Genomic DNA, 26,602 nt, shown 5'->3' with positions numbered 1-26,602 from the left:
CGTCACCCTTTCTTTTTGCGGCGGAGCAGCCAGCGTTTGTCCGTCTCTGCCGGTTCGCCCTCAATGACCAGTCTGGCTTCTTCAGCGAGTTGATACGCTTCCTGGAAGGACAGCTGACGAAACGCCTGCTCTGCCTTGCTCAGCAAATCGTTCACCTGACGATTTTGCCTGCGGTACCGGTTGGCATACTGGATGGCGCCCTCAGCCGCCTGGCATGCGGAGATGATCCGTTCGGTCAGCTTCTCCGTCTCCACCAGCAATTCGTTGGCGTCACTCAACAGGATGGAGACCTCTTCCAGATCGTACCGGTATTGTTCCATCGTTGCCTGGGTTTGGGCCAGCAGTTGAACGATTTCTTCAAACATGTACTTCAATTGGTCGGGGATCCCCGGAAGGTAGCTTCGCTTGATCTGCTGGCGAATTCGCACCAGCGTGCTGGAAATGCGCTCCAGCTCGTCCAGAGCTTCATCTTCGGTCTGGAAAAACACCACTTCCGGCTTTTCTGCTTCCTCAACCTGCTGCGTGTGCTCTTTGGGAATGACCAGCTCGTACTCCGGTTCTTCCTCTTCTATCGTACGAATTTCCTCATGACTTTCTTCCGCCCCCAACTCCGCCGCTGCTGTCCTTGACGAGACAGGCAGATGAGCGTCGAGGAGAACCTCTCTTTCCGCCTGGGACAAGGAGGCAGCCGGAAAAGGTTGCTGACGCTCGACCTCGTGAACCTCTTCCTGCGGCTTATGGGCCTCCGCGTACGGCTCTACCGCCTCTGGTCTTGCCGGTTCCTGCTCTTCCACAGCAAATCTATCTTCAACAACCCGATCCCTCTCTGCCGCTTCCGTGTCCGCCTCTTCCTCCGACTCCAGGCAACCAGCTTCCTCCCCTTCCAGCGTATCCTCCGGGGGGATGGCGGTTGCTTGTGCAGCCGCCGCTTGCCGTTGGGCCAACACCGTTTCCTCAATGCTCTGATAAGTCGTGTCCAACAGCACCTCGAACGCCTTTACATGTGTCCGCACCGCGTGCAAACTGCCTTCTTCCAAAGCCGTCCTGGCTGCGATCAACAGCTGTTTTGCCTGCAGCAGGGAGCCTTCCAATGCATGCTCTTTCAGATCGTAACCCTCGCCGATTGCCTGAGTGATTCCCTCTTCCAGCTGTTTGAGCTCCTCGTGCATGTCTTTGCTGATCTGGACTACCAGCGGCGGAATTTGCTCAATCGATTCAGACAGCGAAGCGAGCTGCTTCTGCGCGTTCATCGTCATTTCGTAGGCTTTTACGTCATCGCCTGCTGCCAGTGCGTCTTTTATCTGGCAGCGCATCTCTTCCACTTCATCCAGGCCTGCTTTCAGGTCATGAAAGGCCAGACCGTACTCCAGCCGAAGATCGGACAAGCGGCGCTCCACCTGTTCGAACTGCTTGCCGATTTCCGGGATGGCCAGCTTGTTTTCCTGCTTCGTGGTGACCACTTTGGTTGTATCCGTTTTCAGTTCCGCCAGTTCCTGCTCAATGGAGGCCAGGGTTTCCCGCGCTTCCGACATCAGTCCCAGAGCCAGCTGGAAGCGAAAACGGTCACAGGCCTCTTCCGCTTCCAAAATCATCATTTCCACGTCAGGAATGCGAATGCGCAGCATGTTTTCCTTGCGATTGGCCAGCTTAAGAAACCGCTCTTCCGTCATGCCGGTGGAACGCCGCAGTGATTTTTCCACTTCAATCACGTTGATTTTTTCCACCAGTTCGTCTTTCCAGTCCTCCACTTCGTCAACCTGGGCGAAAATGGAGCGGCGGCGGATCAGACCAACGACCAGTGCCGCAGACAGCACGAGAAACAACAAGCCCAGAACGTATAACCACCAGGGGAGTGCGGCCAGACCGGATTGTTTCGATTTTTGCGGCTGCTCCTCAGGTTCTGCTGTTTCAGACGAGGAAGCAGATGTCAGTCCGCCGCCCTGCTGCCGGTTCAGCTCATGGTTCAGTTCCGTGATAAACAATTCGATTCCTTTTACGTACTCCTTTTGGTTGCGAAACGGTTCGTAATAGGACTTGATCTTCTCATGCAGGAGCTCCGGCTTTGCGCCCTTTTTCTGCAGGGCGGGACCGGCGTACACGCCAAGCTCCTCGGTATTGATGTCAAGTACGACCATCAGCGTGTCTTCGCTGAGATTGTAGTTATCATACAGTTTTTGTGCGTATTCGTCGGGCGACTGTGTCTCCGGCTGGGTGCTTTCCACGACGACGACCTTGTACTGGCCGGGAAATTGTTTGAGAGCTTCTTCAAAATTTTCGCGATCGCTCGACTTTAAATAGTTGTCCTCATCCTGGATCACTTCGTTGGTCTTGTCGGGAAACGGCGTGGCCCAGACCGGATTGGTATATAGCAACATGCCTGCCAGACATAGCAGGATCCATCTTTTTTTCACGGTTATTGACAACCCCTTACTCCTTAATGTTTGCGGGCAGCAGCAATGAGCGAAGATACTGCGTGATGGAGGTCAGCAGCCATTCGCAAAATTCGTCCGATCCCGGCTCCAAATAGTACACCTCCCGCACCGATTGCGGGTTCAGGAAAGGATAAATCAACTGACTGGACGTAGACAATAGAACGTGATCAATCGGCACAGGAGCAAAATGTCCCGATCCAATCCCTTCTTCCATCACTTTGGCGATGCCGTGCTTCCAGCGGTGGATGTACAGCGTCATCACCTCGCGGGCCAGCATCGATTCGACGCTCAACTCCCTTTGAATCAAGCGGGTAATGGGGGCGTGATCACGCTGAAAGTACACGTAAAGATGAAGGATACGGGTAAGCCTTTCAAACGGCGGCTGCCCGGACTGCTCCGCTTCGAGTTCTTCCAGTCTGCGAAACAGCGTCTCGAAATACGTAGAGATCAACACCTCGAGAACGCCCTGTTTCCCCTGAAAGTGATAGGAGATCAGCGCCAGATTCACCTGCGCCTCCTCTGCGATCTGACGTACGGAGGTACCGTTGTACCCCTGTATATCAAACAGCTTGGCCGCTGCCGAAAGTATGCGTAACTTGGTCTGGTCGATCACATAGTCCACTCCTTTTCGTGAGGTGTGAAAGCGAATGACGACCTTGGCAAACAGTATTATAGTACAGAACATACCTGCAAAAAAAGAAATCTCGGTGGTTAATTCGACAAAGTTTTCCAGTATTCCTCCTGGTTTTCCATCCAGTATGATAAAAGTATGACAGGAGGATGAGCATGCGCCAAATACTGAAAATCCTGATTCCGCTACTCACTGCGTTTTTGTACTTCTGGCAGGGCCGCATTGAGTTGGAAAACGTCGAAGCATCTCTATACATGTCTAAAAAGTATGACGATTCTGCGCTTACGGTGGTTACCTACAACATCCGCGGATGCCGCGACAACGAGGGGGAGGCCGACCCGATTGCGATTGCCGAAGAGCTGGGGAAGCTCGGCGCGGATATTATCGCCCTGCAGGAAGTGGACAATCGCCTGCCGCGCTCCGGGTTTGTCAATCAGGCCAAAACCATCGCGCAGCACTTGCAGATGAACTACGTGTACGCTCCCTCCATCAACTTTTTGATAGGAACGTATGGCAACGCCCTGCTCAGCAACCGCCCCATTCTCTCCTCCCGGGTGATTCCGCTGCCGTTTTTTCTGGAGCCGCGCAGTTTGTTGGACGTTGTGATTGATGTGAACGGTTCGCCTTTTCACGTCTACACCACCCACCTGGGCCTGAAAAAGTCAGAACGTATCGAACAGTTGCAATATTTGCGCGAATACTTGCACACCAAAGATAACAGGGCAGCTGTTCTGCTGGGCGATTTCAATACCCGTGCAGCTGATCCGCTGCTCGCACCGCTGCGCGCTTTCTTTCAGGATCCCCTGTTCCGGCGCAAGCAAGAGCTTGTCACCGTAAGCGGCCGAAGCACCTACGGAATGATCGACCACATCTTTCTGTCGCATGATTTGACCTTTGTGCAGGCCTATTCACCCATGACGGGACGTTCCGATCACTACCCCGTTACCCTTCAATTGGAACTGCCGATATCTGCAAAAAAAGCGTTCGCTCCGTGAACAAGGCTTCGGTAACGAACGCTTTTTTCCTCCTATGCCAGAAGTTATGGCCGGTTGGACATGGGATCGGGCAGCGGCCGAACCTGGCCGTAGTCCTGCAAAAAGGTTTCCACTTGTGAGTGCTCCTGCACGCGCTGGTTGTTCAGATCGTACTGGGAGCGGATCGACATGACCGTACTGGTGGGAAGCATGGTCGTTTGGTCGTAATAGATCGAACACTCCGCCTCCAGTTCCATCTGGTCAATGATCTGGTCGATGTTGGGCTCGGTTGCCTGGACGGTCATACCCGGCCTGCGATTTTTCCAGTCGCCGTCTGACAGTGTCATCGCCAGCTTCAGTCGAGGCGAATGGACGGTTTGGATCTGCGTGCCGGTCTGCTCCTTCATTTGCTGGGAGAGCCAGTTCTTCAGTTTCGTGGAATCGAACAAAACCCGCACAGCCTGGAGGTTGTCCTCCGGATTTCGATCGACCTCCGTAACTACACTTGCTTTCATCTCGTTCATCTGCTGAAAGTTGAAAGAGGGATTCCAGTTGTTCAACTCTTGCCTTAGAGATCCGTCCCGTCCGTCGACGATGCGCCAGCCCTGCCTGTCGCCCGACCTGGCGTACAGCTTTTGGCCTTTTGCCAAAATCGACATGGAGTCGACTCGCTTCCGTTCGGGAAACGACAGTTTTACGTTCATCAACAGATCATCGCCCTGTTTCTGCCCGGAGAAATTCACGACGTTGCCATTGGCGGTGTCGCCCGTCAGCAATTTGGTTCGTCCGTAAAAGGAAAACGCTTGCTGCTCCTGAAAGCGGTCGCGAATTTGAGCATAGGCGGCATCCGCATCCTGCGCATTTTGCCCCATTTGATTACACCCGGTAAGTGACGCAATCAACAAGGTGCCGGTGAAAAGAGTCCAAAGTTTACGCATCTGTGCATTCCTCCTCGTCGCCTTTAGGGTTTCCGAGGAAGAAAAGGCTTATTCTGCTTTCAGCGGGAGAGATTACAGCGAATAGTACAGCACTCCGTCCCTTTCCTTTATCTCCAGCTGGTGCAGGATCAGCAGCAGGTCAATATGTCCCAGCGTCTCAGAAAGGGTGAGCGGGAGTTCCTTCTCATACAGCGTCGGAAACAGCAGCGCCGTCAATTCGAAGGCAGACTTTTCACCGTCCGCCAGCAGGCGGCGCAGCGTATCCGTCCGCTCCCAGTTCTTCTGCAGACGCTGCAGAATCAGCTCGCGGTGGTTGTGGACCGGGTCTCCGTGCCCGGAGAGAACGAGATCGATTTCCATGTCCGCACACATCTGCAGGGCTGTCCGATATTGTACCAGCGTAAGCGGCCGGGAACGGGACTGGTCCCGCGGCGGTTCGATGAAAGCGTTTGAGGAAATGTGCTTGATGATATGGTCGCCGGCGATCATCACCCGATCTTTCGCCCGATACAGCGAGAGATGGCTTTGCGAATGGCCCGGCGTATACAACACCTGCCACTCCGGCAGATGGGGAACCGGCTTTTCATGCTTTAACAACCCGTCTATTCGGCTCCGCTCCGAAAACGTCATCATCAATTTGTGAAACTTCCGGATAATCGACAATTTTTCTTCCGGCACTCCGCTCTCTCTGTACAGATCGAGGAAAAAACGGTCGTGAAAGCCGAGGAACGACTCGTGGAGCTCCACGTACGGAACGGCCAGCGGATGGGAGAAGATTTTGGCTCCCGACGCCTTTCTCACCCGTTCGAGAAGTCCGCAGTGGTCCACGTGGTGATGAGTCAGCACCAGCTGCCTGATATCCTCCACCCGATAGCCGATCGATTCCAATCCATCCGTCAATGCGGTCCACGCCTCCTCCGTCAGCGGTCCCGCATCAATCAGCGTCAGTTGTTCTCCTTCCACGAGGTAGACGTTGACGGGTCCGACTGAAAACGGAGTAGGAATCTGTATCTGATAGACGCCCTCTGCCACCTGCTTCGCTGTATCGTATTTTCCCTGGTTCTCCATGATTGCTCCTCCTGTCTGATCGTTGGCTTCTCAAGAAAAGAAAAGAGCCTGTACCGGCTCCTTACGCTAGAATCACTTGATTTCTGCCTTTGTTTTTTGCCTCGTACAGCGCGACGTCAGCCTGATGGAAAAGGGCTTCCACACTCATGTCGTGGCAGAACTCCCTCGTCCATTTTGCCAGACCGCAGGAAATGGTGACCCGGGGTGCTGTTTCTGCTTCCACGTACGCGCGAATTCGCTCGGCAATGGCGTGTGCCGTCATGCTGTCCACGCGCGGCAGGTAGACGGCCAGCTCTTCTCCTCCCCAACGGGCGGCGATGTCCGACTCGCGAATGCAGCGTCGTATCAACTCGGCTACCTGAATGAGCACCTCATCCCCCACCTGATGCCCGTAGGTGTCGTTGACGGACTTGAAGTAGTCGATGTCGATCAGGATCAGCGAACCGTAGCTGTCATTCTCCAGAGAGGTGCGTACGAACTCATTCAGATAGCGCCGGGTATACAGCCCGGTCAAATTGTCCGTAATCACCATCCGCTCCACTTCATTGTGCAGCATGGCGTTGGTGATTGCCAAACTGGTATGCTGGCCGAAAATCTCCAGCAGCTTGTAGTCGTCAAAGCTGAAGAAGTGAAGCCGGGAATCCGACACCAGCAGCACTCCTGTCACTTCCGCCTCCGTCAACAGCGGAACCCCCATCAGCGAGGCAAACGGAGCCAGTGAAAACGGCATGGTTTCCGTACTGGGATGAGCCAGAATCAGCGCCTGTTTGTTTTTGAAGATGTCAGCCAGCGGCGCTTCCTTCGACGAGACCGTCTTGCCTACGGTATCGGGATCTGAAGCAGAAATGACGACCAGCTTGTCACTGTCGGGAAGCTTGCGCAGGATCGCACAATATTCAGCTGCAAAGGTCTCCAGCAGCATTTTCGTAACGAACTGCAGAATCTCATTGAGGTTTAAGCTGCTGTTAAGCTGTTGCGCCATCTCGTTGATCAGCCGCAGCTCACGTATCAGATTGCGAGACTGCTGGTAGAGCTGGGCATTCTCGAAGGCCGTGCCGGCCGTTTCCGCCAGGATGGAGATATAGTCCGTCTCGTTCTTTGAGACCGTTACCAGTTGGTTTGACGTCAACTGCAGCACTCCGTATATCCCTTGCTTGCCCAAGAGCGGCGCTGCCACAACGGCTACCCGCGCTCCGTCCTTTTCCTGGTAGTCAACAATCAGACGCCCTTCGAGATAGGCCCGCGTGCTCGGGTCCGATTCGTCGTCCTGAAACGAGAGCGGCTTGATCGGAATCGTCGTATTGGTCTCAACGGTAAGGTAGAGGTCTACCTCAAAATACGGGTACAGATGCCCGATACTCTTCACAATCTCCTCGAGAACATCGTTGACGTCGATGGACGCTTGGATCTTGGCGGTCAACTGGTACAACAGATCCTTTTTGCTCGCATCGCGGCGCAGTTCGTCCGAAATCATGGAGCGCATCAACGCATAGCTTGCCTTCTCGCCGATCTCCTGTAAAAAGGCGACATCCCGCTCATCGTATACACAATCCGTTTCATCAGGAGGAAGATGGAGAAAAAGCGCGTACAAATGCTTGTTTTCACAAGAGATGGGGAAAATGACGGTTCGGTTGCCGTCCAGTACCGACGGTTTGACTTCCTCGTCGACCAAGCGGGCAACCAGCTGCGCAATGTGAGCTTCACTCGGGTCGCATCTTTCCGTGGTGAAGCTCTCCTGGGGAATCAGTGTTCCTTTATCCGACAGCGTGACAGCTGAGCAGAACCCTTTATCAATTATTTCAGAAATTTGCGTGATCAGACTTTGAATCAAGTCCCGTGAACGATCATAACGATTGACATTCATCACGATTTCGCCGATCGCGTGCTGCATGTAGGCATCGTAACCCATCCGGATCAGCGGTTCCAGCCCCTTCATGTAGGACGCGAGATCAAAGTCGATCTCCGCCTTGGGCGCAACAAGCCCGATGACGGCCCGAATCCGCCCGTCCCGCTCCTTTAGCGGGAACGCTCCCCATACCGCAGCGCCTGTCCACTCTTTCACCACGATTTCTCCCGTCGCCAAGGCAAGAGAAACAGGAGAAGAGTGATCGTTCACGATGGATTCTCCCGGTTGGAAGACAAAACCGTCAGGCGTCCAGGTTTGGCCGATTTGCATGCAGTTCGAGTTGACCAAACAGCCTGCCGAATCCGTCAAGAAAAAGAGACCGGGGCGATTTTCCGGCCAGGACTGCAATAAAAAGTGGGCTGTATAGGAAAAAACGGTTTCTAATTTACCCAGCATTTTGCTTGACACGAAAAATACTCCCTCTCTCTCCTTTTCTCATTTTTCCAAATGGTCAGTATTATTGACCTGCAGCACTTCCCAACGATCCTGCACGAAGCGGAACGTGCTGACACCCGTATTGTCAATCCGGGTTTTGCCGGTCCCTTGTTCTCCATTCGTCACGTAATGCAAAAAGGAATTAATAAAGCCTCCGTGGGAAACGACGGCAACGGTTTGTCCGGGATGCCTCAAAGCCAGTTCAGTGAGCGCCGAAACTGCGCGCTGCTGCATCTCTTCAAAGCTTTCGATTCCGCAGGATGCTTCATCCCTGTTCCGGAAACGCTCCTGAATCTCCTCATAGGTCAGGCCCTCCCACTCTCCGTAGCAGCGCTCCCGCAATCCGGGCAGGGAAGAGACAGGGCACGCCATGAGCTCGGCAATGCCGCGGGCCGTTTCCCGAGCGCGGCTCAAATCGCTGGAATAGACGGCGTGAATTCGCTTTCCTTCGAAACGCTTCGCTAATTGGGCTGCCTGCTGCACACCCCGGTGATTCAAATGGATGTCACTGTGTCCTTGAATCCGTTTGGACTGATTCCAGTCCGTTTCTCCGTGACGAATCAGGTAGAGGATTGTGTTCAAATCTTTTTGTCCTCCCAACCGATTTTTTCAAGTACTAACTATTATAAGGGATGGCCGAGTGTATTGCCATATGGTTTGCAGGCGGCCGGACAAAATTCCCGCTTTCCAGGATCTTGCTTTTTTCTTCGGACTTCCTGAAACGTCCCTCCCTCTCCCTGCGTCTTTGCAAGTGAACGTCTTTCAAATCTTCCCAATGGAGGGATTTTTATATGCATCCCATGATCAAACGTTCCGGTATCCTCGTCTTATCCGCAGCGCTGCTTCTGCCTCCCGCCTACGCCGCTGCAGCATCGCAAACCTTGCCTCTTCCCACGGGCATCTCTGTCAAGCCGCTTCCTGTTCAGACTGCCCAGGCGAAGCTGTCCAAGGAACAAGCGCTGGCGATCGCAAACCGGCTGGTTCCATCCGGATTGGAGCTGACCAACACTTCCTTCCGCTCCGCTGACCCTTGGCGGCCGTTTCCCGAGTGGTCCTATAACTGGGTGGTAAAAGGCAAGGCGAACGAAACGGTAGACCTTTCCTACAGCGTTGGCGTCAACGCCGACACAGGGGAAATCACGTCGTATTCCTTTTATGAACAGCAGCCGGCTACGCCGCCGTATGCCGCCCGTTTTTCTTACGGCGACGCGCAAAAAAAGGCGGAACAGTTCCTCGCCCAGTACGTTCCGGCGAAAGCGGCGGAAACCCGTCTGCATGCACGGGACATGCCCGTGCAAAAAACCCCTCTCGGCCCGGTTGTGTTCTACCACTTCCACTTTGTCCGAGTGGTCGACGGGGTCTTGTTCCCGGAGAACAGCGCCGATATCGTGGTAAACGGCTCCGGGCAGGTAACCAGCTATTCGCTTAACTGGGACGACCGAATTTCGTTCGAACAGCCGAAAAACGTCATCTCCAAAGACGAGGCGGCTGCCCTTTTCCAATCGAAAACGACGGCCGGATTGTCTTATTTTCTGCCATGGGAACGGAAGGGGCAGAATGATCTGACGCCGTTCCTCGCTTACGCCAACCCGTTTGATTTCTACTTGGATTCGGAAACGGGCAAGCTGCTGACGCTCACGCTCATGCCGCGCGACGAGACGCAGGAACCTCAACGTGTGAGCAGCAAGAAACTGCCTCCCATCCACTCCGGCCGGGCGCTCGGCCAGGACGATGCGGTAAAATTGGCGCAGAAGCTGTTTGGTCTTTCGGATTACCGCCTGCGCGGGGCTCACTACAACGAAAATGATTACCGCGGCAGCCGCTCCATCTGGAATCTGGAGTTTGAACGGAAAGATCCGAAGCAGCGGCCCGGCTTCCTGTTCATCGCCCTCGATGCGCAGAACGGCGACATCTACAGCTTCAACATGGAAAAATCGTATGATCAGACGAAGAGCAGCGGCAGCAAGAAAACCTCCCCTGACGAATTAAAGGGAAAAGCGATGGAAACAATCCGCAAATGGACGCCAGGTTTGGCAGATCAGCTCTACCTGACGGATCCGCAGCCAAACCAGCCGTACGATCCCGATTACCCGCGCTACGGCTTTTCGTTCAAGCGGTTTCTAAACGGCATTGCCACGGCGACCGGGTCAGCCCACATCAGCTTTGACGCGGACAGCGGCGAACTCCTCTCCTACAACGTCGATTTGGGCAAGGAAACGTACCCGTCCCAGCTGCCGAAGCATTTGTCCCCGAAAGAAGCCGTCTCTTCCTGGCTGAAAGAAGCCGAGGTGGAACTGATCTACGCTTTGACACCATTGAAACCGGAAGAAGCAGCTAAAGCGAAACAGGGTGACGCGGGCATCGTCGCTTGGCGCGAGGCGAAGCTGGTATACCGTGCGTCCGTGACTCCGTCCGAGCAGCCGTACGTGTTGGATGCGATCAGCGGCGAGTGGCGCAATCAGGCCAGCGGCAACCCGGTAACGCTGCATCGCTCCACTCCGGCCGACATCGCAGGCCATCCTGCGGAAAAAGAACTGATGCTGATGTACGAATACGATGCCATCTCGCCGATTGACGGCAAGCTGATGCCCCAACGCCCGATCACCCGCGGCGAGATGATTGAAATGCTGATGATCGCCCTGAACAATGGGCGTTACTTCCCGGATTGGCCTGAAGGGCGCAAGGCTACGTTCCATGATGTGACAAACGGTTCCCGCTACTTCCCCGCCGTTGAAGCAGCCGTAGACCGGGGGATCCTGGACAAAGCAGCGACAACATTGAAACCGGAGGAAGCGATCACGCGGGAAGAGTTGGCCGATATGCTCGTACGCGGACTGGGGTATCGCAAGCTTGCCCAGCACTCCGACATGTTCCAAAGCGATTTGACTGACATTGGCAGCAGCAAGGCTCGCGGCGCCATCGTGATCGTCTCTTCGCTCAACATCATGCCGACGGAGAATCAACGCTTCCAGCCACAAACTACCGTCTCCCGCGCGGACGCTGCCGTCGCCTTTGCCCGCTTCCTTGAAAAACGGAGCGATCTGGAAGAGAGAAGAATCTACTACTAAACAGTTGACTTTCTCGTACCCAGCCTTATAATATTGAATGTATGTGTACAGGGTAGCATTGATTGTAGGTAAAAACGGAAGGTTAACCCTCTTAGTTACGTCCCTTGCAGGCAGCGGCTGAATCCCTGTGGAGGAGCACGATGCGGAAACGCTACCGTCCGAAGTTCGTGTAGGTAAAGACGGAACTAGCCTTTCGGAAGTAAACACCTGCGAATCTACATTAAAGGAGACTGAATTCATGGCACGTTACACAGGACCACGTCACAAACTGGCTCGTCGTCTGGGTATCTCCCTCGATGGCACTGGCAAGGACATTAAACGCAACTTCCCGCCGGGACAACACGGCCACAACCGCCGCAAGCTGAGCGAATATGGCGTTCAATTGCAAGAAAAACAAAAACTGCGCCACATGTTCGGCGTGAGCGAGAAGCAATTCCGCCGCACATTCGAGCAAGCTTCCAAACTGGCCGGCGTTTTGGGCGAAAACTTCATGAAACTGCTGGAATCCCGTCTGGACAACGTCGTGTACCGCATGGGCTTTGCACCGACTCGTCCGGCTGCTCGCCAACTGGTAAACCACGGTCACTTCCTCGTAAACGGCAAGAAGGTTAACATTCCTTCCTACCGCGTACAACCGGGTGACGTGATCAGCGTTCGCGAGAAATCCCGCGGCTTGGCCATCATCAAGGAATCCCTGGAAGCTCGCAACTTCCTGCCGAACTACCTCACTGTCAACGACGCCGCGATGGAAGGTACGTTCAACCGCCTGCCAGACCGTGAAGAGATGCCTGCAGAAATCAACGAGAAACTGATTGTTGAGTTCTACAGCCGTTAATCTGTTGATAGAAAAAGAAGTCGGGATAAAACCCGACTTCTTTTTTTGCTGTGAAAAAATCCACTCCCTACTTCCCCAACTGTGCCGGACCACATACAGCCTGCTCATCTGTCCCCCATCACCTCATCGCCGCTTTCACCCGCTCAATTTGCTGCAGGTGATCCCGGACGTGGTCAACGTACTTTTGCAGCAGTTGACCAAACGTAAGCGGACCGGCTTCGGAGTGAATGCCAACCCGCTTCCAATCGTCTTCCGTCACCTTGCCCAATACCGGTAGAAAGCTCTCCCGAAGTAGCTTGAACAGCTGCAGATACTGCTCCGCGTCCAGCTCATCGTAGCCCAGGCGGACGGCCCACGCGTCCTGATCATAGGCGGTCAGCATCGGCTCGTGCTCGGCCAGAACCTTCTTTAACCGGTGAATCCCGACAACCTCGGCGTCGGCCATGTGCACGATGATTTCGTGAATGCTCCATTTGCCGGGTGCCGGCTGAAAGCGCATCTGCTCTTCGTTCAAGCCGCTGATGGCCGCAAGGAGCCGTTCGTAACCTTGGGCGTATTCGTCTATTACTTTTTGCATCCGTCCCTTCACCTCCATTGTCAAGTGTTACAAAACAAACTCGATCCCTTCATCTGCCAGGAGAAAACCGCTGTCCAGGACTGCCTTTCTGAATGGATTGTGACGATCAATCACCGGATTCGTATGGTTGAAATGAGTGAAATAGACGGAGGTTTCCCCCCGATTTACAACCTCCTGGAGCAGGTTCATCGTCTGGGTGAGCAGCGGGTGCGGAACCTCACTGTAACTCCTGCCCCTCGCTTCCAGTTCCGCTTCCGAATAAAATGTGCCATCCAATAAACAGTAGTCGACAGTGGACGCAATCTCTGCCAGGTCTATTTCCCATTGTTCCCAGCGGTCAATGTCCGGGATATAAAGCAGTTTTTTATGGGGTCCCTCAAGGATAAAGCAAAACGTTTCCGAATATTCGTTGCGATGGGGTACTTCCAGGGGCGTAACGGTTACGTTTTGATCCAACACAAACGGCTGCCTTGCTGAGATTGGATGAATCGTGATGTTTTGCAGTTCCACCAACTGTTTCCATGGAACATGGCTTCTTAGCGTGCCCGCCATTTGCGGACCTGCATAAACCGGCAGTTCGCGTGTCGAGATCGCTTCACGCCCCAAGTACATCAAACCGGTGTAATGACCGATGTGCGCGTGAGTTAACAAAACACTGCTCATAAGCCCCATACCAGGATAATCTGTTTTCACCCATTCCAGCTGCTCACAAAAGTCAGGTGTTGCATCGATCAGATGCCAACGCTGCTGCTCGGGTAAAAGGATGGCAAGCGAAGCGGCATACCGTTGATACTCTCGCCGCTCCCGAGCCAATGAGCAGTACTGACAGCGACAATGGACATGGGGAATTCCCGCATCTTGAGCAGTTCCTACTACTTTTGCGATCACTTGAGAAGTTTCCAACGTTGTCTCCCTCCTAATAGGCATCCCCTACGTCGCTTGTGTAGTCTGGGGAGAAGATTGGATCGTTTCCGGATAATTCTTTTTTGCTATTGTGAAGCCGGTAAAGCCGTAGATCACGTTGATCAAAGGAACCAGAAAGGCGAAGAAAACAAACGGGATAAATTCGGTCGGACTTACCCCCAAAATCTTAGCGGCAAAGAACGCAGGCACGCTCCAGGGAACCAGGTTGATCCCCACGGTACCGGCGGCCTCCACGCAGCGGGACAAGTTTTTCGTATCCAGACCACGCTCCTTGTACGTTTTGGCAAACGCACGTGCAGGCAGAATGATGGCAAGAAACTGAGCCCCGCTGGCGAACCCGACTACAAGAGTGGAAATCACCGTGGACAAGATTAGCGAGCCTGTCGAGCGAACTTTTTGGATAAACGATTCCAAAACCGCTTTAAACACGCCTGTCCCTTCCAGGATACCGCCAAGCGCCGTTGCCAGGATGACCAACGCAATCGTTTCAAACATCGCCTTCATTCCGCCCTTGTTCAGGATGGAATCAAGTTCTTTCACACCTGATTCACCGCTGTACCCGTTGGTCATGGACTGTACTACTTGAGTGAACGAGCTTCCCTGTACGAGCATGGCAATCACACCGCCGAGCACCGTCACCAGCAGGAGAGAAGGAATCGCTGGCAATCGCTTCACAATGATGAAGATGGTGAGGGCGGGAAGCAGCAACAAAAGAGGGTGAATGGTAAACGTTTTCTCTAGCGCACTCATCATTCCTTCCACTTGTTCCAGATTGCCTGCCGTCCCAGAATACTGCATGCCCAGGAACCAATACAGAAGAAGCGAAAGCACAAACGCCGGAATGGTATCCCACATCATGTGTCGAACATGGCTGAAGAGATCGGTGTCAACCATCGCTGGCGCCACGTTTGTGGTGTCGGACAGCGGGGAAAGTTTGTCTCCCAGGAACGCTCCCGAGATGACGGCCCCGGCCACCAAGGCGGGGGAAAAACCCATCCCCTGACCAACCGCCATAAAAGCAAGTCCAACAGTTGCGATTGATGTAAATGAACTACCGGTGGCGATAGACAAAATGCCGGTGGTGAAAGCGACAGTGGGAACAAAAACATCCGGGCTAATGAACGCCAATCCGTAGTAAATCAGCGTTGGAATCACACCGCTCAAAATCCAGGTACCGATAATGGTACCGACGAGCAGAAGCATGAAGACCACCACCAGCGCTCTGGATACACCGTCGCATAAAAACCGTTCAAGATCAGACCACTTGTAGCCCAAATGAATCCCCAACAGAGCGGTCGCGATAATCCCTGCCGTCAGCGGGACAAACATCCCCGCCTTCCATTTGAGGATGGAAAAGGCTGCGGCTGCGATAAGAATACATAAGGGAATGATTGCCTTAAAAAGCGGAATGGGCCGGATGGATGTCATTGGAATCCCCCTTTATTTTTTGTTATTTTTTGTTATTTTTCGATGATTATGATTATATTTGATATTTTTCCAAAAACATCGCTTTGGAATCGACCACCTGCTGGGAATCGGGATCGGAGATTGATTGTATCAAAGGCGTAGGTTTTCGCTGCGGAGTTCTCGTCAATGGCAACAATGCGCAAGAAAACCCACCCGGCAGAAGCTATCCTCGACCCACTCGGCGTTAGCTATCGCTGTGCCGAGTGGGGTCCCTTGCTGCGCCGGGCGGGGCCCCGAACACTTTCCACCGTACCAAAAATGGCGGACGGACCGCTATATTCTTGATACCAGCTTCACTTTGGCGAACTTGCGCTTGCCCACCTGAACGACCATGTCATCCTGCAGGGCTACCGATTGATTGATGTCATCGATTTTCTCTTCGTTTACCTTTACGGCTCCCTGCTGAACCATGCGGCGGGCTTCCCCTTTGGACTCAGCCAGTTTCAGATCGTAGACGAGGTTGACGATGTTGGCTTCGCCGTTTTCATAGGCTGCCTTGTCCACCTCAGCTACCGGGATGTCGGTCGGCAGAGCACGCTTTTGGAAAACTGTCTTAAAGTAGGTTTCCGCCTCTTCCGCCGCCTGCTCGCCGTGGTACATGCGGACAAATGTCTTTGCCAGATTCATCTTGGCGTCGCGCGGATGAACGGATCCGTCCGCCAGCCCTGTGCGAAGCGCCTCCAGCTCTTCCAGGGAAATGTCGGTGGCCAGTTCGTAGTAGCGCAGCATCAGCTCGTCCGGAACGGACATCGCTTTGCCGTAGATCTCGTTTGGCGGCTCATTGACGCCAATGTAGTTGCCGAGGCTCTTGGACATCTTCTGCACGCCGTCCAGACCCTCCAGAAGCGGCATCGTGAGAATCACCTGCTGCTCCTGGCCGTATTCCTTTTGCAGGTTGCGTCCCATCAGCAGATTAAATTTCTGATCGGTTCCGCCCAGCTCCACATCGCTTTCCAGCGCCACGGAATCGTAGCCCTGCATCAGCGGATAGAAAAATTCGTGAAGGGAGATGGGCTGTCCGCCGTTATAACGCTTCTCGAAATCGTCGCGCTCCAGCATTCGGGCGACGGTTGTCTTGGCAGCAAGTCCCACGACATCGGCAAACGTCATCGGAACCAGCCAGGTAGAGTTGTAGTTCACGACCATTTTGGTTGCATCCAGCACCTTGCCGAACTGCTCCACGTAGCTCTGCGCATTTTGCTTCACCTGCTCCTCGGTCAGCTGTTTCCGCGTCTCCGATTTGCCGGTGGGGTCTCCGATGCGTCCGGTAAAGTCACCGATCACCAGTTGAATCGTGTGCCCCAGTTCCTGGAACTGACGCAGTTTTTGCAGTACCACCGTATGTCCCACGTGAATGTCTGGTGCGGACGGGTCCAAGCCAAGCTTCACCTTGAGCGGTTGGCCGGTCACGACAAACCGTTCAAGCTTGCGGCGCAGTTCCTCTTCCGGAATGATTTCCACCGCGCCGCGGCGAATGATCGCCAGCTGGCGTTCCACTTCCTGCTTTTGCTGTTCGGTTAACTCGAACTTTTCTGCTGTTTGTTCCGTGCTCATGACTTCAGCTCCTTTTTTCGCTGCAAAATAAAAAAATCCCGCCCCTCTGTTAGGGACGAGATTGGACTCGCGGTACCACCCTAGTTGAAAAGACATGGAAGCGCCTTTTCCGCCTCAAACAGGATAACGGCCTGGTCCGTTCGGCTGCGCCGACAGGCTCCCGACGTGTACTTCACGATGTGCAAGGGGCTGGTTCGCACCGTCCACCAGCTCTCTGGAGGCAGTTTAAAAAGTCCGGGAAACATGACTGTCGCATTTCTTCGTTGCGTCGGCGCTCCGATGCTCGCGTAGACTTACCTACGCTCCGCTTCTCGCACCTTCCGCGCCTCGAACTGCTCCGCTCTGTTTTTCCTCCTTTTTAAACATCACTTTTCCGCTTCTCACTCGCTACTGTCGCCGTTCAATGCCCATTTTTGCGTATTGAAAAAACCTGCATCTATTTTCACATAATGCGCAACTCCTGTCAACGCCGCTTCTTCTATCCTCTCCGTTCCTCCTATGGTATAATTAGGGTTAGCTTAGGGGGTCGTTACATATATGCAGAACAACCATTCACCATCCTCGGATTCGTCCAAGCGAAAACGCCGCCGCAGCAGAAGGCGCACGGTCTGGATCGTCATCCAGCTGCTGCTGCTGCTCGGTTTTATGGGAGCCGCTCTTGCGGGGGGCGCCGTGACCGGATACGTTGCCGCCTTGGTGAAGGACGAGCCTGTGCGCACCTATGAAGAGATTCACAAAAAAATCTTCACGAATTATCTCACCGGTTTCGCCTATTACAACGACGGCTCACTCATCGGGTCGCTTCGCGCGGAAGAGGGAGACCGCCGATTGGTGAAAAAGGCAGACGTTTCGCCCTATTTGATCAATGCCATAATCGCAACCGAAGATAGAAACTTTTATCAGCACAACGGGGTATCGTTCCAGTCGACGCTCCGCGGGGCTTATCAAGACTTCACCAATCAGCCCGTGGTTACCGGGGGAAGCACGCTCACCCAGCAGTTGATCAAGAACACCATTCTGTCCCCGGAAGTAAGCCACGCCCGCAAGGCAAAGGAGATCTTCAACGCACTGCGGATTGAGCGCATGTTTTCCAAGGATCAGATTCTCGAAGCTTACATGAATGAGATTTACCTGGGCAAAAACGCGAACGGCTCCAACATCTACGGCGTGCAGGCTGCCGCGAAGGGCATTTTCAACAAGGACGTAAAAGAGTTGAACCTTCCCGAAGCCTCCTATCTCGCCGGTATGGTGCAGAACCCGGGAGCTTACTCGCCGTTTAGCAGCGAGGGGTACCGCCGCGGAAAAGAACGGCAAAAGATGGTGCTCGACCGGATGCTGGAGAACGGCTACATCACTCAGAAGCAGTATGACGATGCGCTGAACGCCGACCTGAAAGCCAATCTGGCCAAACCTTCCCGCCAGGCCTACTCGGAAGTGCCTTTCCTGATGATGGAGATTGAGGAACGAGCCGCCCGGGCGCTGGTCGATCAGGATCTGGCCCAAAAGGGAACTGACAAGTCCACCATCGGGCGCAACGAGTACCGTCAACTGGTCGAAGAAAAACGGCGGGAAATCCTGCTGAACGGGTACAAGGTGTACACGACCATCAACAAGGACGTCCACAAGCTCATGCAGGACATCGCGGCCGACCCGAAAAACTTCGGCAAAAACGCGACGTATACGATCCGCCGTTCCAACGGCAAGACGGAAAAAATTGAAAACGCTCTGGAAGAAGTGGGTGCCACCCTGATTCACAACAAAACAGGTGCGATCCTGGGCATCATCGGCGGCCGTGACTTCAACATCGAGCAGACGAACCATACCACCGTCCCGCGTCAACCGGGTTCTGCGATGAAACCGCTCGCCGCCTACGCGCCGGCCTTCGAGCTGGGTTATTTACAGCCGGCTACTCCGATTGACGACGCGCCGCTGCTCCTGGCGGACGGCGAAAAGGGATCCCACCTCCCGCTCAACTGGAACAACAAGTTCCAGGGAGTGATGAGCACCCGCGAAGCGCTGCGAATGTCGTGGAACATCCCGGCGATCAAGACCTACATGAAGGTTGGAATTCCGACGGCGCTGGAATACGTGAAAAAAATGGGCGTCACTACGCTGGTTGAAAGCGACAACTACGCGGCAACGGGTGTGATCGGCGGCCTAACCTACGGCCTGACCGTCGAAGAGATCACCAATGCCTATGCCACTTTTGCCAACAATGGATCGTTCGTCGACGCGTACTTGATTGAACGGATTGAAAACAGCGAAGGTCAAGTCATCTATCAGCACCAGGGACAGCCGGTACAGGTGTACAGTGAGCAAACCGCTTATCTGATTACGGACTTGATGCGCACAGTGGTCAATTCGGGTACCGGTACGCACGTGCGCCGATTCGTGCCCCGCCATGTCGATGTGGCCGGCAAGACCGGTACAACCAACAACAGCAACGACCTATGGTTCGTGGGATATACACCGGAACTTTCCCTCGGTGTCTGGATCGGCTACGATGAACCCTATCCGCTTCCGGAACGGGATAAATACGTGCCAATGGCCGTCTGGGGCAAAGTGATCAAGCAGATCATCGAGAACCATCCTGACCTGTCCCCGCCAAACGCTTCGTTCCGCAAGCCGGCCGGCATCGTCACCGCCACTGTCGACAGCAAGTCCGGCCTCTTGCCAAGCGAATTGTCCAAGGAAACGGGCCACTTGATTACGGATTTGTTCAACCTTCAGTTCGTTCCGACGAAAACGGACGACTCGCATCAAAAAGCCCGCGTGGTCGTATACAACGAGGAACGTTATCTGGCCAAGGAAGGCACTCCGGACGACTTCGTCACAGAAGGTATCTTCTTCCGATCGCCGGAACCTCTTCTGTTGACAAAAGAGCAAATTTTGGAGAAGAACGAGAAAGCGGCTACTCGCCCTCTAGACTGGGAGCAGCGCCTGCCGGACAAGGAAGATCCGCGCACGGAAGTACAAGGAGCCCCGATTGCGCCGAGCGGAGTCACCGCCGTCCGCACCGGCAGTCAGATTACCATCAGCTGGAAGTCAGGCGGAGAAGCAGATTTGCTAGGCTATCGCATCTACCGGGCAGACGCAAACAACGGGTTCGTTCACATCGCCACGGTAAAAGACCCGAGCGTGCTGACGTATGCGGACGCCAGCGCCAGGTCCGGTGAATACGGGTACTACGTCACCTCGGTGGACATTACCGGTCAGGAATCACAACCGTCTGCCGCGGCATCCGTCGGTGCTTCTTCCGGAACGTGGCAGCTGCCTGATCCACCGGAATCAAGCGAAAATCAGGATCAGCCGGACGGCACGACACAAGAACCGCCTGCACCGGACGGAGGAAACGACTCCTCTGGCCCCACTCAGCCGACAACCGCAGTGCCCTCTGCTCCGCAAGGATTGGAGATCCATAAGGTACAGGGCGGTTTGAAGCTGAAGTGGAAAGGAAACCCTGCGAATGAACAGGTCATTGCCTACAACGTATACTTCAGTCGTGATCCGGTCAACGGATTCCTGCTGCTTGACACGGTTGCCGGCAACAGCTTTGTGCACAAAACCAAAGAGGCAGGCGGCTGGTATTACATTACGGCTTTGAACAGTTACGGCGAATCGTCACATTCAAGCAACGTATCCGGTGACAAAGCGCAATAAGCTGGAAGAGATGGTTTCGGCCATCTCTCTTTTTATAGGAATGCCCCATGACAAAGGAGGTGTACGGCAGCGGATGATTCACGTAAAACGGCATCACTCACTTGAAATGACGGTAAACGGCAAACAGCTGGTCATCGAAGGGCCCATAACCGCCGACCAGTTGGCCGACATGCGGTTTGACGACGGTCTCAAGGCGTTTCGAGTGCCCGCTGAGCAGCATCAGGCACTTGTTGAGATTGCCGCTTTACCGGAAGGCCGAATCATTGTTGCGCGTGAGGAAGATCTGGTTCTCGGCTACGTCACGTTCCTCTATCCTGACCCGATGGAGCGATGGTCACAAGCCAGGCTGCCTGATTTGCTGGAACTGGGGGCCATCGAGGTAAGTCATGTGGCGCGGGCCGGCGGCGTGGGGAAAGCGATGCTTCAGGTATCCTTCGCTGACGATGCGATGGAAGATTACATCGTCATTACTACCGAGTATTACTGGCACTGGGATTTGAAAGGAACCGGTCTGGACGTCTGGCAGTACCGCAAAGTAATGGAAAAGGTGATGGGCAGTGTCGGCATGGTATGGATGGCTACAGACGATCCGGAGATATGCTCCCATCCCGCCAACTGCCTGATGGCGCGCATCGGCAAGCGCGTACCGCCAGAAAGCGTTGCTGCCTTTGACGCCATGCGGTTTCAAAATCGCTTTTTCTATTAGAAACCGAGGGAGGACACAAAATGCGAATCGAAGAAATCATGCGCAAGCGCGTCGTAACCGTAACGCCTTCCACCACCATTGGGGAAGCACTGCTGAAGCTTCGAGGCAACCGCATACGCCACCTGCCTGTGGTGGACAACGGAGCACTGGTGGGGATCGTATCCGACCGAGACCTTCGCGATGCGCTCCCCTCCTCGCTGATCTCCCACGACGACGATGATCAGGTCTTGCAAAAAAGTGTGGCGGAAATCATGACGCGAGAAGTGATCACTGCACACCCGCTGGATTTTATTGAAGATGCGGCAAAGCAAATTTACGACTACAAGGTAGGGTCGCTGCCGATCGTCGAAGGAAAGCGGCTCGTCGGAATTATCACCGAGTCGGACCTGTTTAACAGCCTGATTGAACTGTTCGGTGTGAACAAACCGAGTTCCCATATCGAAGTGGAAGTGGACGACAAGGTAGGCATGCTGGCGGAGGTGAGTCAAATCCTCCGCGAAGCGAAAGTGAACGTGACCAGCGTCGTCGTCTTTCCTGGTGCCAAACCGTCGAAAAAGAACCTTGTGTTCCGCGTGCAGACCATCGATCCCCGGCATGTTACCCACATGCTTGTAGAAAGGGGATTTACCGTAATCGGACCTGCGGAGGGAGGGAATCGCACGTGAGTCAAAACTCTCGTCTGATCTACTCGCCGGAATACACATCCTACCATTTTCACGACGGGCATCCGTTTAACCAGCGACGCCTGCTCTTGGCCCATGATCTGATGAGAGAATACGGATTGCTGGCCGATCAGAGCATCCTCCCTCCCCGGTTCGCCAGCGACGATGAAATTGCGCTCGTTCACGACCGCCGCTACATCCAGTTCGTGAAGGAACAGGGTCATAGCGAGAAAGAGCTTCCGATGGCAGCCAGCTTTGGCTTGGGAACGGAGGACGTGCCCTGCTTTCCCCTCATGCATGAAGCCACGTCGCTGATTGTCGGCGGGACACTTCAGGCGGTGGACGCGGTAATGAACGGACAGGCGGATCACGCCTTCAATCCGGCAGGCGGCCTGCATCACGCGTTTCGCGGACGGGCATCCGGCTTCTGCGTCTATAACGACTGTTCTGTCGCCATTGCCTACATGCGCAAACACTGGGACGCCCGTGTCCTGTATATTGATACGGATGCCCACCACGGCGACGGGGTGCAGTGGGCCTTTTACGACGATCCCCATGTCCTGACCGTCTCCTTTCACGAAACGGGCAAATACCTGTTTCCCGGTACGGGCAACCTCACAGAGCGCGGTGAGGGCAGCGGCTACGGTTATTCCGTTAACGTGCCGTTGGAAGCGTTTACGGAAGATCAGTCGTTTTTGGAAATGTACCACCATTTGATCCCAAAGGTGGCTCGGGGCTTCAAGCCGGACGTCATTCTCACGCAGAACGGATGCGACGCCCACGCCTATGACCCGCTTACCCACCTCTCCTGTTCGATGCGGATTTATCAGGAGATTCCCCGTCTCGCCCACCAACTGGCTCACGAGCTGTGCGACGGCCGCTGGGTAGCCGTCGGAGGAGGCGGCTATGACATCTGGCGGGTGGTGCCCCGCGCCTGGACCCTGCTCTGGAGCGAGATGACCGATCAACCTCTGGGAGACGGCCCCCTTCCGGATGCGTGGCGCAACCGCTGGCAGGCGGAGAGCGAGTATCCGCTGCCCACTCATCTGTTTGATGATGTCACCCCGTTCCCGCCCATCCCCCGCCGTGCGGAGATAACGGAAAAGAATCGTGTTACCCTGGAACGGGCGATGATGTATGCTCCGATGGGATGAATGAAAACATCCGAAAACAAAAAGACGTGCCGAGAACAACCCATCACGGAACGCCGATACCGATGGCTTGCCTTACACCAAGCCCATCGAATGAATATGGTTTTTGGTTTCTTCCGTACCCAATTGATGAATCATCCTGTAAATGTCGTGCAAAGTCTGATCGTGAACGTCATTCTCCAAATCGTAGTGGTAAGGGACTGCAGGTATATGCGCTCGAAAGAACGTATCAAATAGAAATGCTTCCCTTTGCTCAAACAGCTTCATGAGCTCTTCCACTTCTTTTTCTGTCGCATCGATTTCAAACTCGTAGGCAGCGTCTCCTTGATTGGGAAGAACCGTTCCGGCTTGAACCGAGACGTAATAACGATGTTTTTCCATTGGCTACCATTCTCCTTATAGATAGAACAACGTAAGAATCGCAACCGTCAACCAAATGGCAAAGCCGATGATGTAGACGATAACGGCGGGATTTCCGATGACCTGGTGTTTTACCGTAGTTTGGCTCACCTTTGTGTCAAATTCTTTTTTCTCTTGCTTCTTGATGTATTTAACTGAGAAAAATAAACTGGCAATCACAATGATGGCGCTAATGCCATAAAAGATGGTCATGAAGGTCAACCCGGATCACCTCTCTTGTTCGATTCCTACCTGTAGTATGAGTCATTCCCCAGGAAACATACAAAGAATACCCACCCGGCATGAGCTAACGCTTCGCCGGGCGGGGCCCCGAACACTTTCCTAGCGGCTGTATAGGATGTTGACTCTTATAAATTCCTATCCAGCAAAAAAGCCGCTGAGTCATCGTCTCAACGGCTTTTCCAATCCAAACCTTTACAGAAGCTTTTCCAGCTCGTCAGGCTGGTACCCCTTCACAGCCTTGCCGCCTGCGACAGTCACCGGCACGCCCATGAATCCAAGACGCTCCACTTCTTCCTGGTACGCACGGCTGGTCATGACGTCTCGCACCTCGAAAGCGATGCCCTTTGCGGTCAGCCACTCCTTCACCAGATTGCAGTCCACGCAGTTTTTGGTGGAATAGACAATCACGGCAGGACTCATGTTCCGCAGCATGCTGGCGACGATCGCGTACGAACGCTGGGAGGCCAGTTTGGTAAACTCCACAAAGTTGACGTGTGCAGACCCGTCTGCCTTGTCGGACATGGAGCGAACGATGACAAACGGCACCCCGTTCATGGCGCAAACCTGTCCGACTGCCGCCCCCTCCATTTCCGTGCAGTGCGCGTCGAATTGTTCGTGCAGCCACTGTACTTTTTCCCGGCTGGCCACAAACTGGTCCCCGGATAGGATCCGTCCGGTTACTACGCGAATGCCGGCTTCTAGCTCTTTGCCCGCTTCCATCGCAAGCTGCCGTAGGCTGGCATCCGCTTCCCAGATCCATCGATCGGTAAAAGGAATCTGACCCGGCTGAAAACCGAGCGGAGTGACGTCGATGTCGTGCTGCATGCAATCGGTAGAGACGACGATGTCACCGATGTTCAACTCGGGGTGAACCGCTCCCGCCACCCCGGTAAAAATGACGCGGTCCACCTGAAACTGGTCGATCAGCATTTGTGTGGTGACGGCGGCGTTCACTTTGCCCACGCCGGATTTGCAAAGGACGACCGCTTTGCCTTCCATCTCTCCCTCATAGTAGGTAATGCCGGCTTTCACGGTCGCTTTTGTGTCTTTCATCGCTTCCAGATAAAGCGCAATTTCTTCGTCCATTGCGCCGATAATCCCAATACGCATGATGTTCCTCCTGTTTGTTTACGCCTGCAGGCTCCGGGTGCTTTCGCGGTGCTCAATGCGATGCGGCAGCAGAACGACGTGCTCTTCGACGTGCTCGTTGTTCATGTACTTGGTTAACAGGCGCATCGCTACCGCTCCAATGTCGTACATCGGCTGCACCACCGAGGTGAGACGCGGCCGTACCATTTCCACCAGACGAATATTGTCGTGCCCGATGACCTCAATGTCGTTCGGCACGGACAGCCTTGCATCCTGTACCGCGTGGATGGCCCCGATTGCCATTTCGTCACTGGCCGCAAAGACTGCGGTCGGCGGCTTGGGCAGCTGCAGGAATCCGCTCATGGTCTTAAGTCCCGATTCGTAGAAGGCATTCCCCTGAGCGACAAGCGACTCGTCAAAGGCAATGCCTCCGTCTTCCAGCGCTTTTTTGTAGCCTTCGAAGCGCAGCAGTCCACCGAGCGGATCGGTAAGCGGATTGGTAATCATGGCAATGCGCTTGTGACCGCGGTCAATCAACTCCTTGGTCGCATCGTAACCGGACTGGAAATGGTCGATGGTAACCGATGGCAGGATGTTGTCCGCATCCCTTGTCGCCGCAAGCACGGTCGGAACGGAAGAAGTGGACAATGCCTGCAAGTGGTCCTCCTTGATTTCCGCTCCCATGAAAAGCAGGCCGTCCACCTGCTTTTCCAGCAGGGTGTTGATCAGCTGCAGCTCTTTTTCCAGGCGTTGATCGGAGTTGCACAGAATGATGTTGTACTTGTACATCGTGGCGATGTCCTCAATGCCGCGAGCCAACTCCGAGAAGAACAAGCTGGAGATGTCGGGGACGATGACACCGACTGTCGTTGTCTTCTTGCTTGCCAGGCCCCGGGCAACCGCGTTCGGCCGATATCCGAGACGCTCAATCGCCGCCAGCACCTTTTTTCGTGTCAACGGCTTTACGTTCGGGTTTCCGTTTACCACACGCGAAACCGTTGCCATGGAAACACCTGCTTCTCTTGCCACATCGTAGATCGTAACCGGCATCACATACCCCCACTTTCCCATTATATGGTTTTCATTCTCATTTTCATAAATTTATGCAACTATGATACGACAAGCCCCGTCCACTTTCAATCGTTTTCTTTATTGTACCGCAAAAAAAGAAAAAGACTCTCACTCCACCGGAATGAGAGACCTGTTGCCTACTTCATCAATTTGTTCATCGTCTTCAACAGCTCGTCGATCACGTCATGATCCCCCTGCTGAATGCGATCCACCACGCAGCTCTTCATGTGACCTTCGAGCAGCATTTTCCCAACCGCGTTCAGTGCGGAGTGAACGGCTGCGATCTGGTTCAAAATGTCGTCGCAATATACGTCCTTTTCAATCATCCCGCGAATGCCGCGGATCTGACCCTCAATCCTGTTGAGTCGAGCGACCAAATTGGACTTGATCTTGTCCGAGTGAGGTGTGGATTTGTGATGAATGCAACAGTCATCCTGTTCATGCTCGTGTAGATGTTCGTGTTCGTTCATGCCGGAACCATCTCCCTTCAACCAGGAGTTACTTTCTGCGCGTTTGTCTGCTTCAAGCTTAATCGCTCCCGCCGTTTTCGTCAAATAACAAGAAAACCCACCCGGCATTAGCTAGTTTCCCCTGAAAAATTCCTGGGGTAAGTCAAAAACAAAAGGAATTCAGCTCTCTAAATGGAAGTAGTTGTTGACGAGGCAATACATCCAAAAAGAGGGACTGAATTCCTTTCTTCATAAAGAAATTCAACAGTGCTCCTCGAAAATCCTATTTGAGGTGAGCGATTATGTTAAAACTTCGTAACGAGCAAATCACATTGTGGGATACCCTTCTCCCTGAACCAATCC

22 protein-coding genes are annotated in these 26,602 nt (G+C 54.0%); 7 read left to right on the top strand and 15 right to left on the bottom strand.

Translation table 11 applies throughout. The features are described from left to right. Positions 1–2 precede the first annotated feature (2 nt). Entirely contained in the window at positions 3–2,411 is a 2,409-nt protein-coding gene (locus ACE99V_RS10830; RefSeq protein WP_400491096.1) for a septation ring formation regulator EzrA, read from the bottom strand. Between the two features lie 16 nt (positions 2,412–2,427). After that, positions 2,428–3,042 carry a forespore capture DNA-binding protein RefZ gene (gene refZ / locus ACE99V_RS10825; protein ID WP_400491143.1) on the bottom strand — a complete coding sequence of 205 codons (615 nt, stop codon included), beginning with the start codon at positions 3,040–3,042 and terminating at the stop codon, positions 2,428–2,430. A gap of 176 nt (positions 3,043–3,218) precedes the next feature. Between refZ and ACE99V_RS10820 the strand changes: the two genes are divergently transcribed. After that, positions 3,219–4,058 (top strand): endonuclease/exonuclease/phosphatase family protein, encoded by an 840-nt coding sequence (locus ACE99V_RS10820; RefSeq protein WP_400491095.1) that lies wholly within the window; start codon positions 3,219–3,221, stop codon positions 4,056–4,058. A gap of 44 nt (positions 4,059–4,102) precedes the next feature. Here the strand turns inward: ACE99V_RS10820 and ACE99V_RS10815 are convergent, their stop codons facing one another. The 4 genes from ACE99V_RS10815 to ACE99V_RS10800 all read right to left on the bottom strand — a co-directional run bounded on the left by ACE99V_RS10815 (position 4,103) and on the right by ACE99V_RS10800 (position 8,966). Next, complete coding sequence (locus ACE99V_RS10815) at positions 4,103–4,975, bottom strand: hypothetical protein (protein WP_400491094.1); 873 nt, start codon at positions 4,973–4,975, stop codon at positions 4,103–4,105. A gap of 72 nt (positions 4,976–5,047) precedes the next feature. Beyond that, entirely contained in the window at positions 5,048–6,043 is a 996-nt protein-coding gene (locus ACE99V_RS10810; protein ID WP_400491093.1) for an MBL fold metallo-hydrolase, read from the bottom strand. Positions 6,044–6,104: 61 nt separating this feature from the next. Continuing rightward, the gene (locus ACE99V_RS10805) at positions 6,105–8,345 is read right to left on the bottom strand and encodes a sensor domain-containing diguanylate cyclase (RefSeq protein ID WP_491624840.1); all 2,241 of its coding nucleotides are present in this window, start codon (positions 8,343–8,345) and stop codon (positions 6,105–6,107) included. Between the two features lie 39 nt (positions 8,346–8,384). Further along, positions 8,385–8,966 carry a histidine phosphatase family protein gene (locus ACE99V_RS10800; protein ID WP_400491091.1) on the bottom strand — a complete coding sequence of 194 codons (582 nt, stop codon included), beginning with the start codon at positions 8,964–8,966 and terminating at the stop codon, positions 8,385–8,387. Between the two features lie 209 nt (positions 8,967–9,175). On the opposite strand from ACE99V_RS10800, the gene ACE99V_RS10795 reads away from it, so the two are divergent. Beyond that, positions 9,176–11,452 (top strand): YcdB/YcdC domain-containing protein, encoded by a 2,277-nt coding sequence (locus tag ACE99V_RS10795; RefSeq protein ID WP_400491090.1) that lies wholly within the window; start codon positions 9,176–9,178, stop codon positions 11,450–11,452. Positions 11,453–11,690: 238 nt separating this feature from the next. After that, a complete protein-coding gene (gene rpsD / locus ACE99V_RS10790; protein ID WP_400491089.1) occupies positions 11,691–12,287 on the top strand; it encodes a 30S ribosomal protein S4 in 597 nt (198 codons plus the stop codon). Between the two features lie 118 nt (positions 12,288–12,405). On the opposite strand, the gene ACE99V_RS10785 is transcribed toward rpsD, so the two are convergent. From ACE99V_RS10785 to tyrS, 4 genes are all read right to left on the bottom strand, one after another. Then, a complete protein-coding gene (locus tag ACE99V_RS10785) occupies positions 12,406–12,864 on the bottom strand; it encodes a DinB family protein (protein WP_400491088.1) in 459 nt (152 codons plus the stop codon). A 27-nt stretch (positions 12,865–12,891) separates the two neighbouring features. After that, positions 12,892–13,767, bottom strand: a complete 876-nt coding sequence (locus tag ACE99V_RS10780) for an MBL fold metallo-hydrolase (protein ID WP_400491087.1) — start codon at positions 13,765–13,767, stop codon at positions 12,892–12,894. A 27-nt stretch (positions 13,768–13,794) separates the two neighbouring features. Beyond that, positions 13,795–15,216, bottom strand: a complete 1,422-nt coding sequence (gene nhaC / locus ACE99V_RS10775) for a Na+/H+ antiporter NhaC (RefSeq protein WP_400491086.1) — start codon at positions 15,214–15,216, stop codon at positions 13,795–13,797. Positions 15,217–15,528: 312 nt separating this feature from the next. Then, positions 15,529–16,809: a tyrosine--tRNA ligase gene (gene tyrS / locus ACE99V_RS10770; protein ID WP_400491085.1), complete on the bottom strand. Its 1,281-nt coding sequence runs from the start codon at positions 16,807–16,809 to the stop codon at positions 15,529–15,531. A gap of 537 nt (positions 16,810–17,346) precedes the next feature. Between tyrS and ACE99V_RS10765 the strand changes: the two genes are divergently transcribed. From ACE99V_RS10765 to ACE99V_RS10750, 4 genes are all read left to right on the top strand, one after another. Next, positions 17,347–20,469, top strand: coding sequence for a transglycosylase domain-containing protein (locus ACE99V_RS10765; RefSeq protein ID WP_400491084.1), 3,123 nt, complete (start codon positions 17,347–17,349; stop codon positions 20,467–20,469). A 73-nt stretch (positions 20,470–20,542) separates the two neighbouring features. Further along, a complete protein-coding gene (locus ACE99V_RS10760; protein WP_400491083.1) occupies positions 20,543–21,175 on the top strand; it encodes an N-acetyltransferase in 633 nt (210 codons plus the stop codon). 20 nt (positions 21,176–21,195) lie between these two features. Beyond that, the gene (locus ACE99V_RS10755) at positions 21,196–21,840 is read left to right on the top strand and encodes a CBS and ACT domain-containing protein (protein WP_400491082.1); all 645 of its coding nucleotides are present in this window, start codon (positions 21,196–21,198) and stop codon (positions 21,838–21,840) included. Then, on the top strand, positions 21,837–22,991 hold the full coding sequence (locus ACE99V_RS10750; protein ID WP_400491081.1) for an acetoin utilization protein AcuC: 1,155 nt from the start codon (positions 21,837–21,839) through the stop codon (positions 22,989–22,991). The genes ACE99V_RS10755 and ACE99V_RS10750 overlap by 4 nt, the downstream gene beginning before the upstream one ends. Before the next feature lie 72 nt (positions 22,992–23,063). On the opposite strand, the gene ACE99V_RS10745 is transcribed toward ACE99V_RS10750, so the two are convergent. The 5 genes from ACE99V_RS10745 to ACE99V_RS10725 all read right to left on the bottom strand — a co-directional run bounded on the left by ACE99V_RS10745 (position 23,064) and on the right by ACE99V_RS10725 (position 26,260). Continuing rightward, positions 23,064–23,369, bottom strand: a complete 306-nt coding sequence (locus ACE99V_RS10745; protein ID WP_400491080.1) for a hypothetical protein — start codon at positions 23,367–23,369, stop codon at positions 23,064–23,066. Positions 23,370–23,384: 15 nt separating this feature from the next. After that, on the bottom strand, positions 23,385–23,600 hold the full coding sequence (locus tag ACE99V_RS10740; RefSeq protein ID WP_400491079.1) for a hypothetical protein: 216 nt from the start codon (positions 23,598–23,600) through the stop codon (positions 23,385–23,387). Positions 23,601–23,822: 222 nt separating this feature from the next. Beyond that, complete coding sequence (locus ACE99V_RS10735; protein ID WP_400491078.1) at positions 23,823–24,740, bottom strand: 5'-methylthioadenosine/adenosylhomocysteine nucleosidase; 918 nt, start codon at positions 24,738–24,740, stop codon at positions 23,823–23,825. Between the two features lie 18 nt (positions 24,741–24,758). Then, entirely contained in the window at positions 24,759–25,769 is a 1,011-nt protein-coding gene (gene ccpA / locus ACE99V_RS10730; RefSeq protein WP_400491077.1) for a catabolite control protein A, read from the bottom strand. Positions 25,770–25,927: 158 nt separating this feature from the next. Continuing rightward, entirely contained in the window at positions 25,928–26,260 is a 333-nt protein-coding gene (locus ACE99V_RS10725; RefSeq protein WP_400491142.1) for a metal-sensitive transcriptional regulator, read from the bottom strand. Positions 26,261–26,602: the final 342 nt, after the last annotated feature.

It is taken from the genome of Brevibacillus soli, from assembly GCF_044759095.2.
Classification (GTDB): Bacteria; Bacillota; Bacilli; order Brevibacillales; family Brevibacillaceae; genus JBIYSM02.
The sequence above is the reverse complement of the archived record's forward strand: the minus strand, read 5'-3'. Positions and strand labels throughout refer to the sequence as shown.

Bases quoted from the DNA above. Each gene is read 5' to 3' on its own strand.
- ACE99V_RS10765 (WP_400491084.1), top strand. From the start codon at position 17,347: ATGCAGAACAACCATTCACCATCCTCGGATTCGTCCAAGCGAAAACGC.
- ACE99V_RS10745 (WP_400491080.1), bottom strand. From the start codon at position 23,369: ATGGAAAAACATCGTTATTACGTCTCGGTTCAAGCCGGAACGGTTCTT.
- nhaC (WP_400491086.1), bottom strand. From the start codon at position 15,216: ATGACATCCATCCGGCCCATTCCGCTTTTTAAGGCAATCATTCCCTTA.
- ACE99V_RS10815 (WP_400491094.1), bottom strand. From the start codon at position 4,975: ATGCGTAAACTTTGGACTCTTTTCACCGGCACCTTGTTGATTGCGTCA.
- ACE99V_RS10810 (WP_400491093.1), bottom strand. From the start codon at position 6,043: ATGGAGAACCAGGGAAAATACGATACAGCGAAGCAGGTGGCAGAGGGC.
- ccpA (WP_400491077.1), bottom strand. From the start codon at position 25,769: ATGCCGGTTACGATCTACGATGTGGCAAGAGAAGCAGGTGTTTCCATG.
- ACE99V_RS10725 (WP_400491142.1), bottom strand. From the start codon at position 26,260: ATGAACGAACACGAACATCTACACGAGCATGAACAGGATGACTGTTGC.
- ACE99V_RS10805 (WP_491624840.1), bottom strand. From the start codon at position 8,345: ATGCTGGGTAAATTAGAAACCGTTTTTTCCTATACAGCCCACTTTTTA.
- rpsD (WP_400491089.1), top strand. From the start codon at position 11,691: ATGGCACGTTACACAGGACCACGTCACAAACTGGCTCGTCGTCTGGGT.
- ACE99V_RS10820 (WP_400491095.1), top strand. From the start codon at position 3,219: ATGCGCCAAATACTGAAAATCCTGATTCCGCTACTCACTGCGTTTTTG.
- ACE99V_RS10795 (WP_400491090.1), top strand. From the start codon at position 9,176: ATGCATCCCATGATCAAACGTTCCGGTATCCTCGTCTTATCCGCAGCG.
- ACE99V_RS10760 (WP_400491083.1), top strand. From the start codon at position 20,543: ATGATTCACGTAAAACGGCATCACTCACTTGAAATGACGGTAAACGGC.
- ACE99V_RS10755 (WP_400491082.1), top strand. From the start codon at position 21,196: ATGCGAATCGAAGAAATCATGCGCAAGCGCGTCGTAACCGTAACGCCT.
- tyrS (WP_400491085.1), bottom strand. From the start codon at position 16,809: ATGAGCACGGAACAAACAGCAGAAAAGTTCGAGTTAACCGAACAGCAA.
- ACE99V_RS10740 (WP_400491079.1), bottom strand. From the start codon at position 23,600: ATGACCATCTTTTATGGCATTAGCGCCATCATTGTGATTGCCAGTTTA.
- ACE99V_RS10785 (WP_400491088.1), bottom strand. From the start codon at position 12,864: ATGCAAAAAGTAATAGACGAATACGCCCAAGGTTACGAACGGCTCCTT.
- ACE99V_RS10735 (WP_400491078.1), bottom strand. From the start codon at position 24,740: ATGCGTATTGGGATTATCGGCGCAATGGACGAAGAAATTGCGCTTTAT.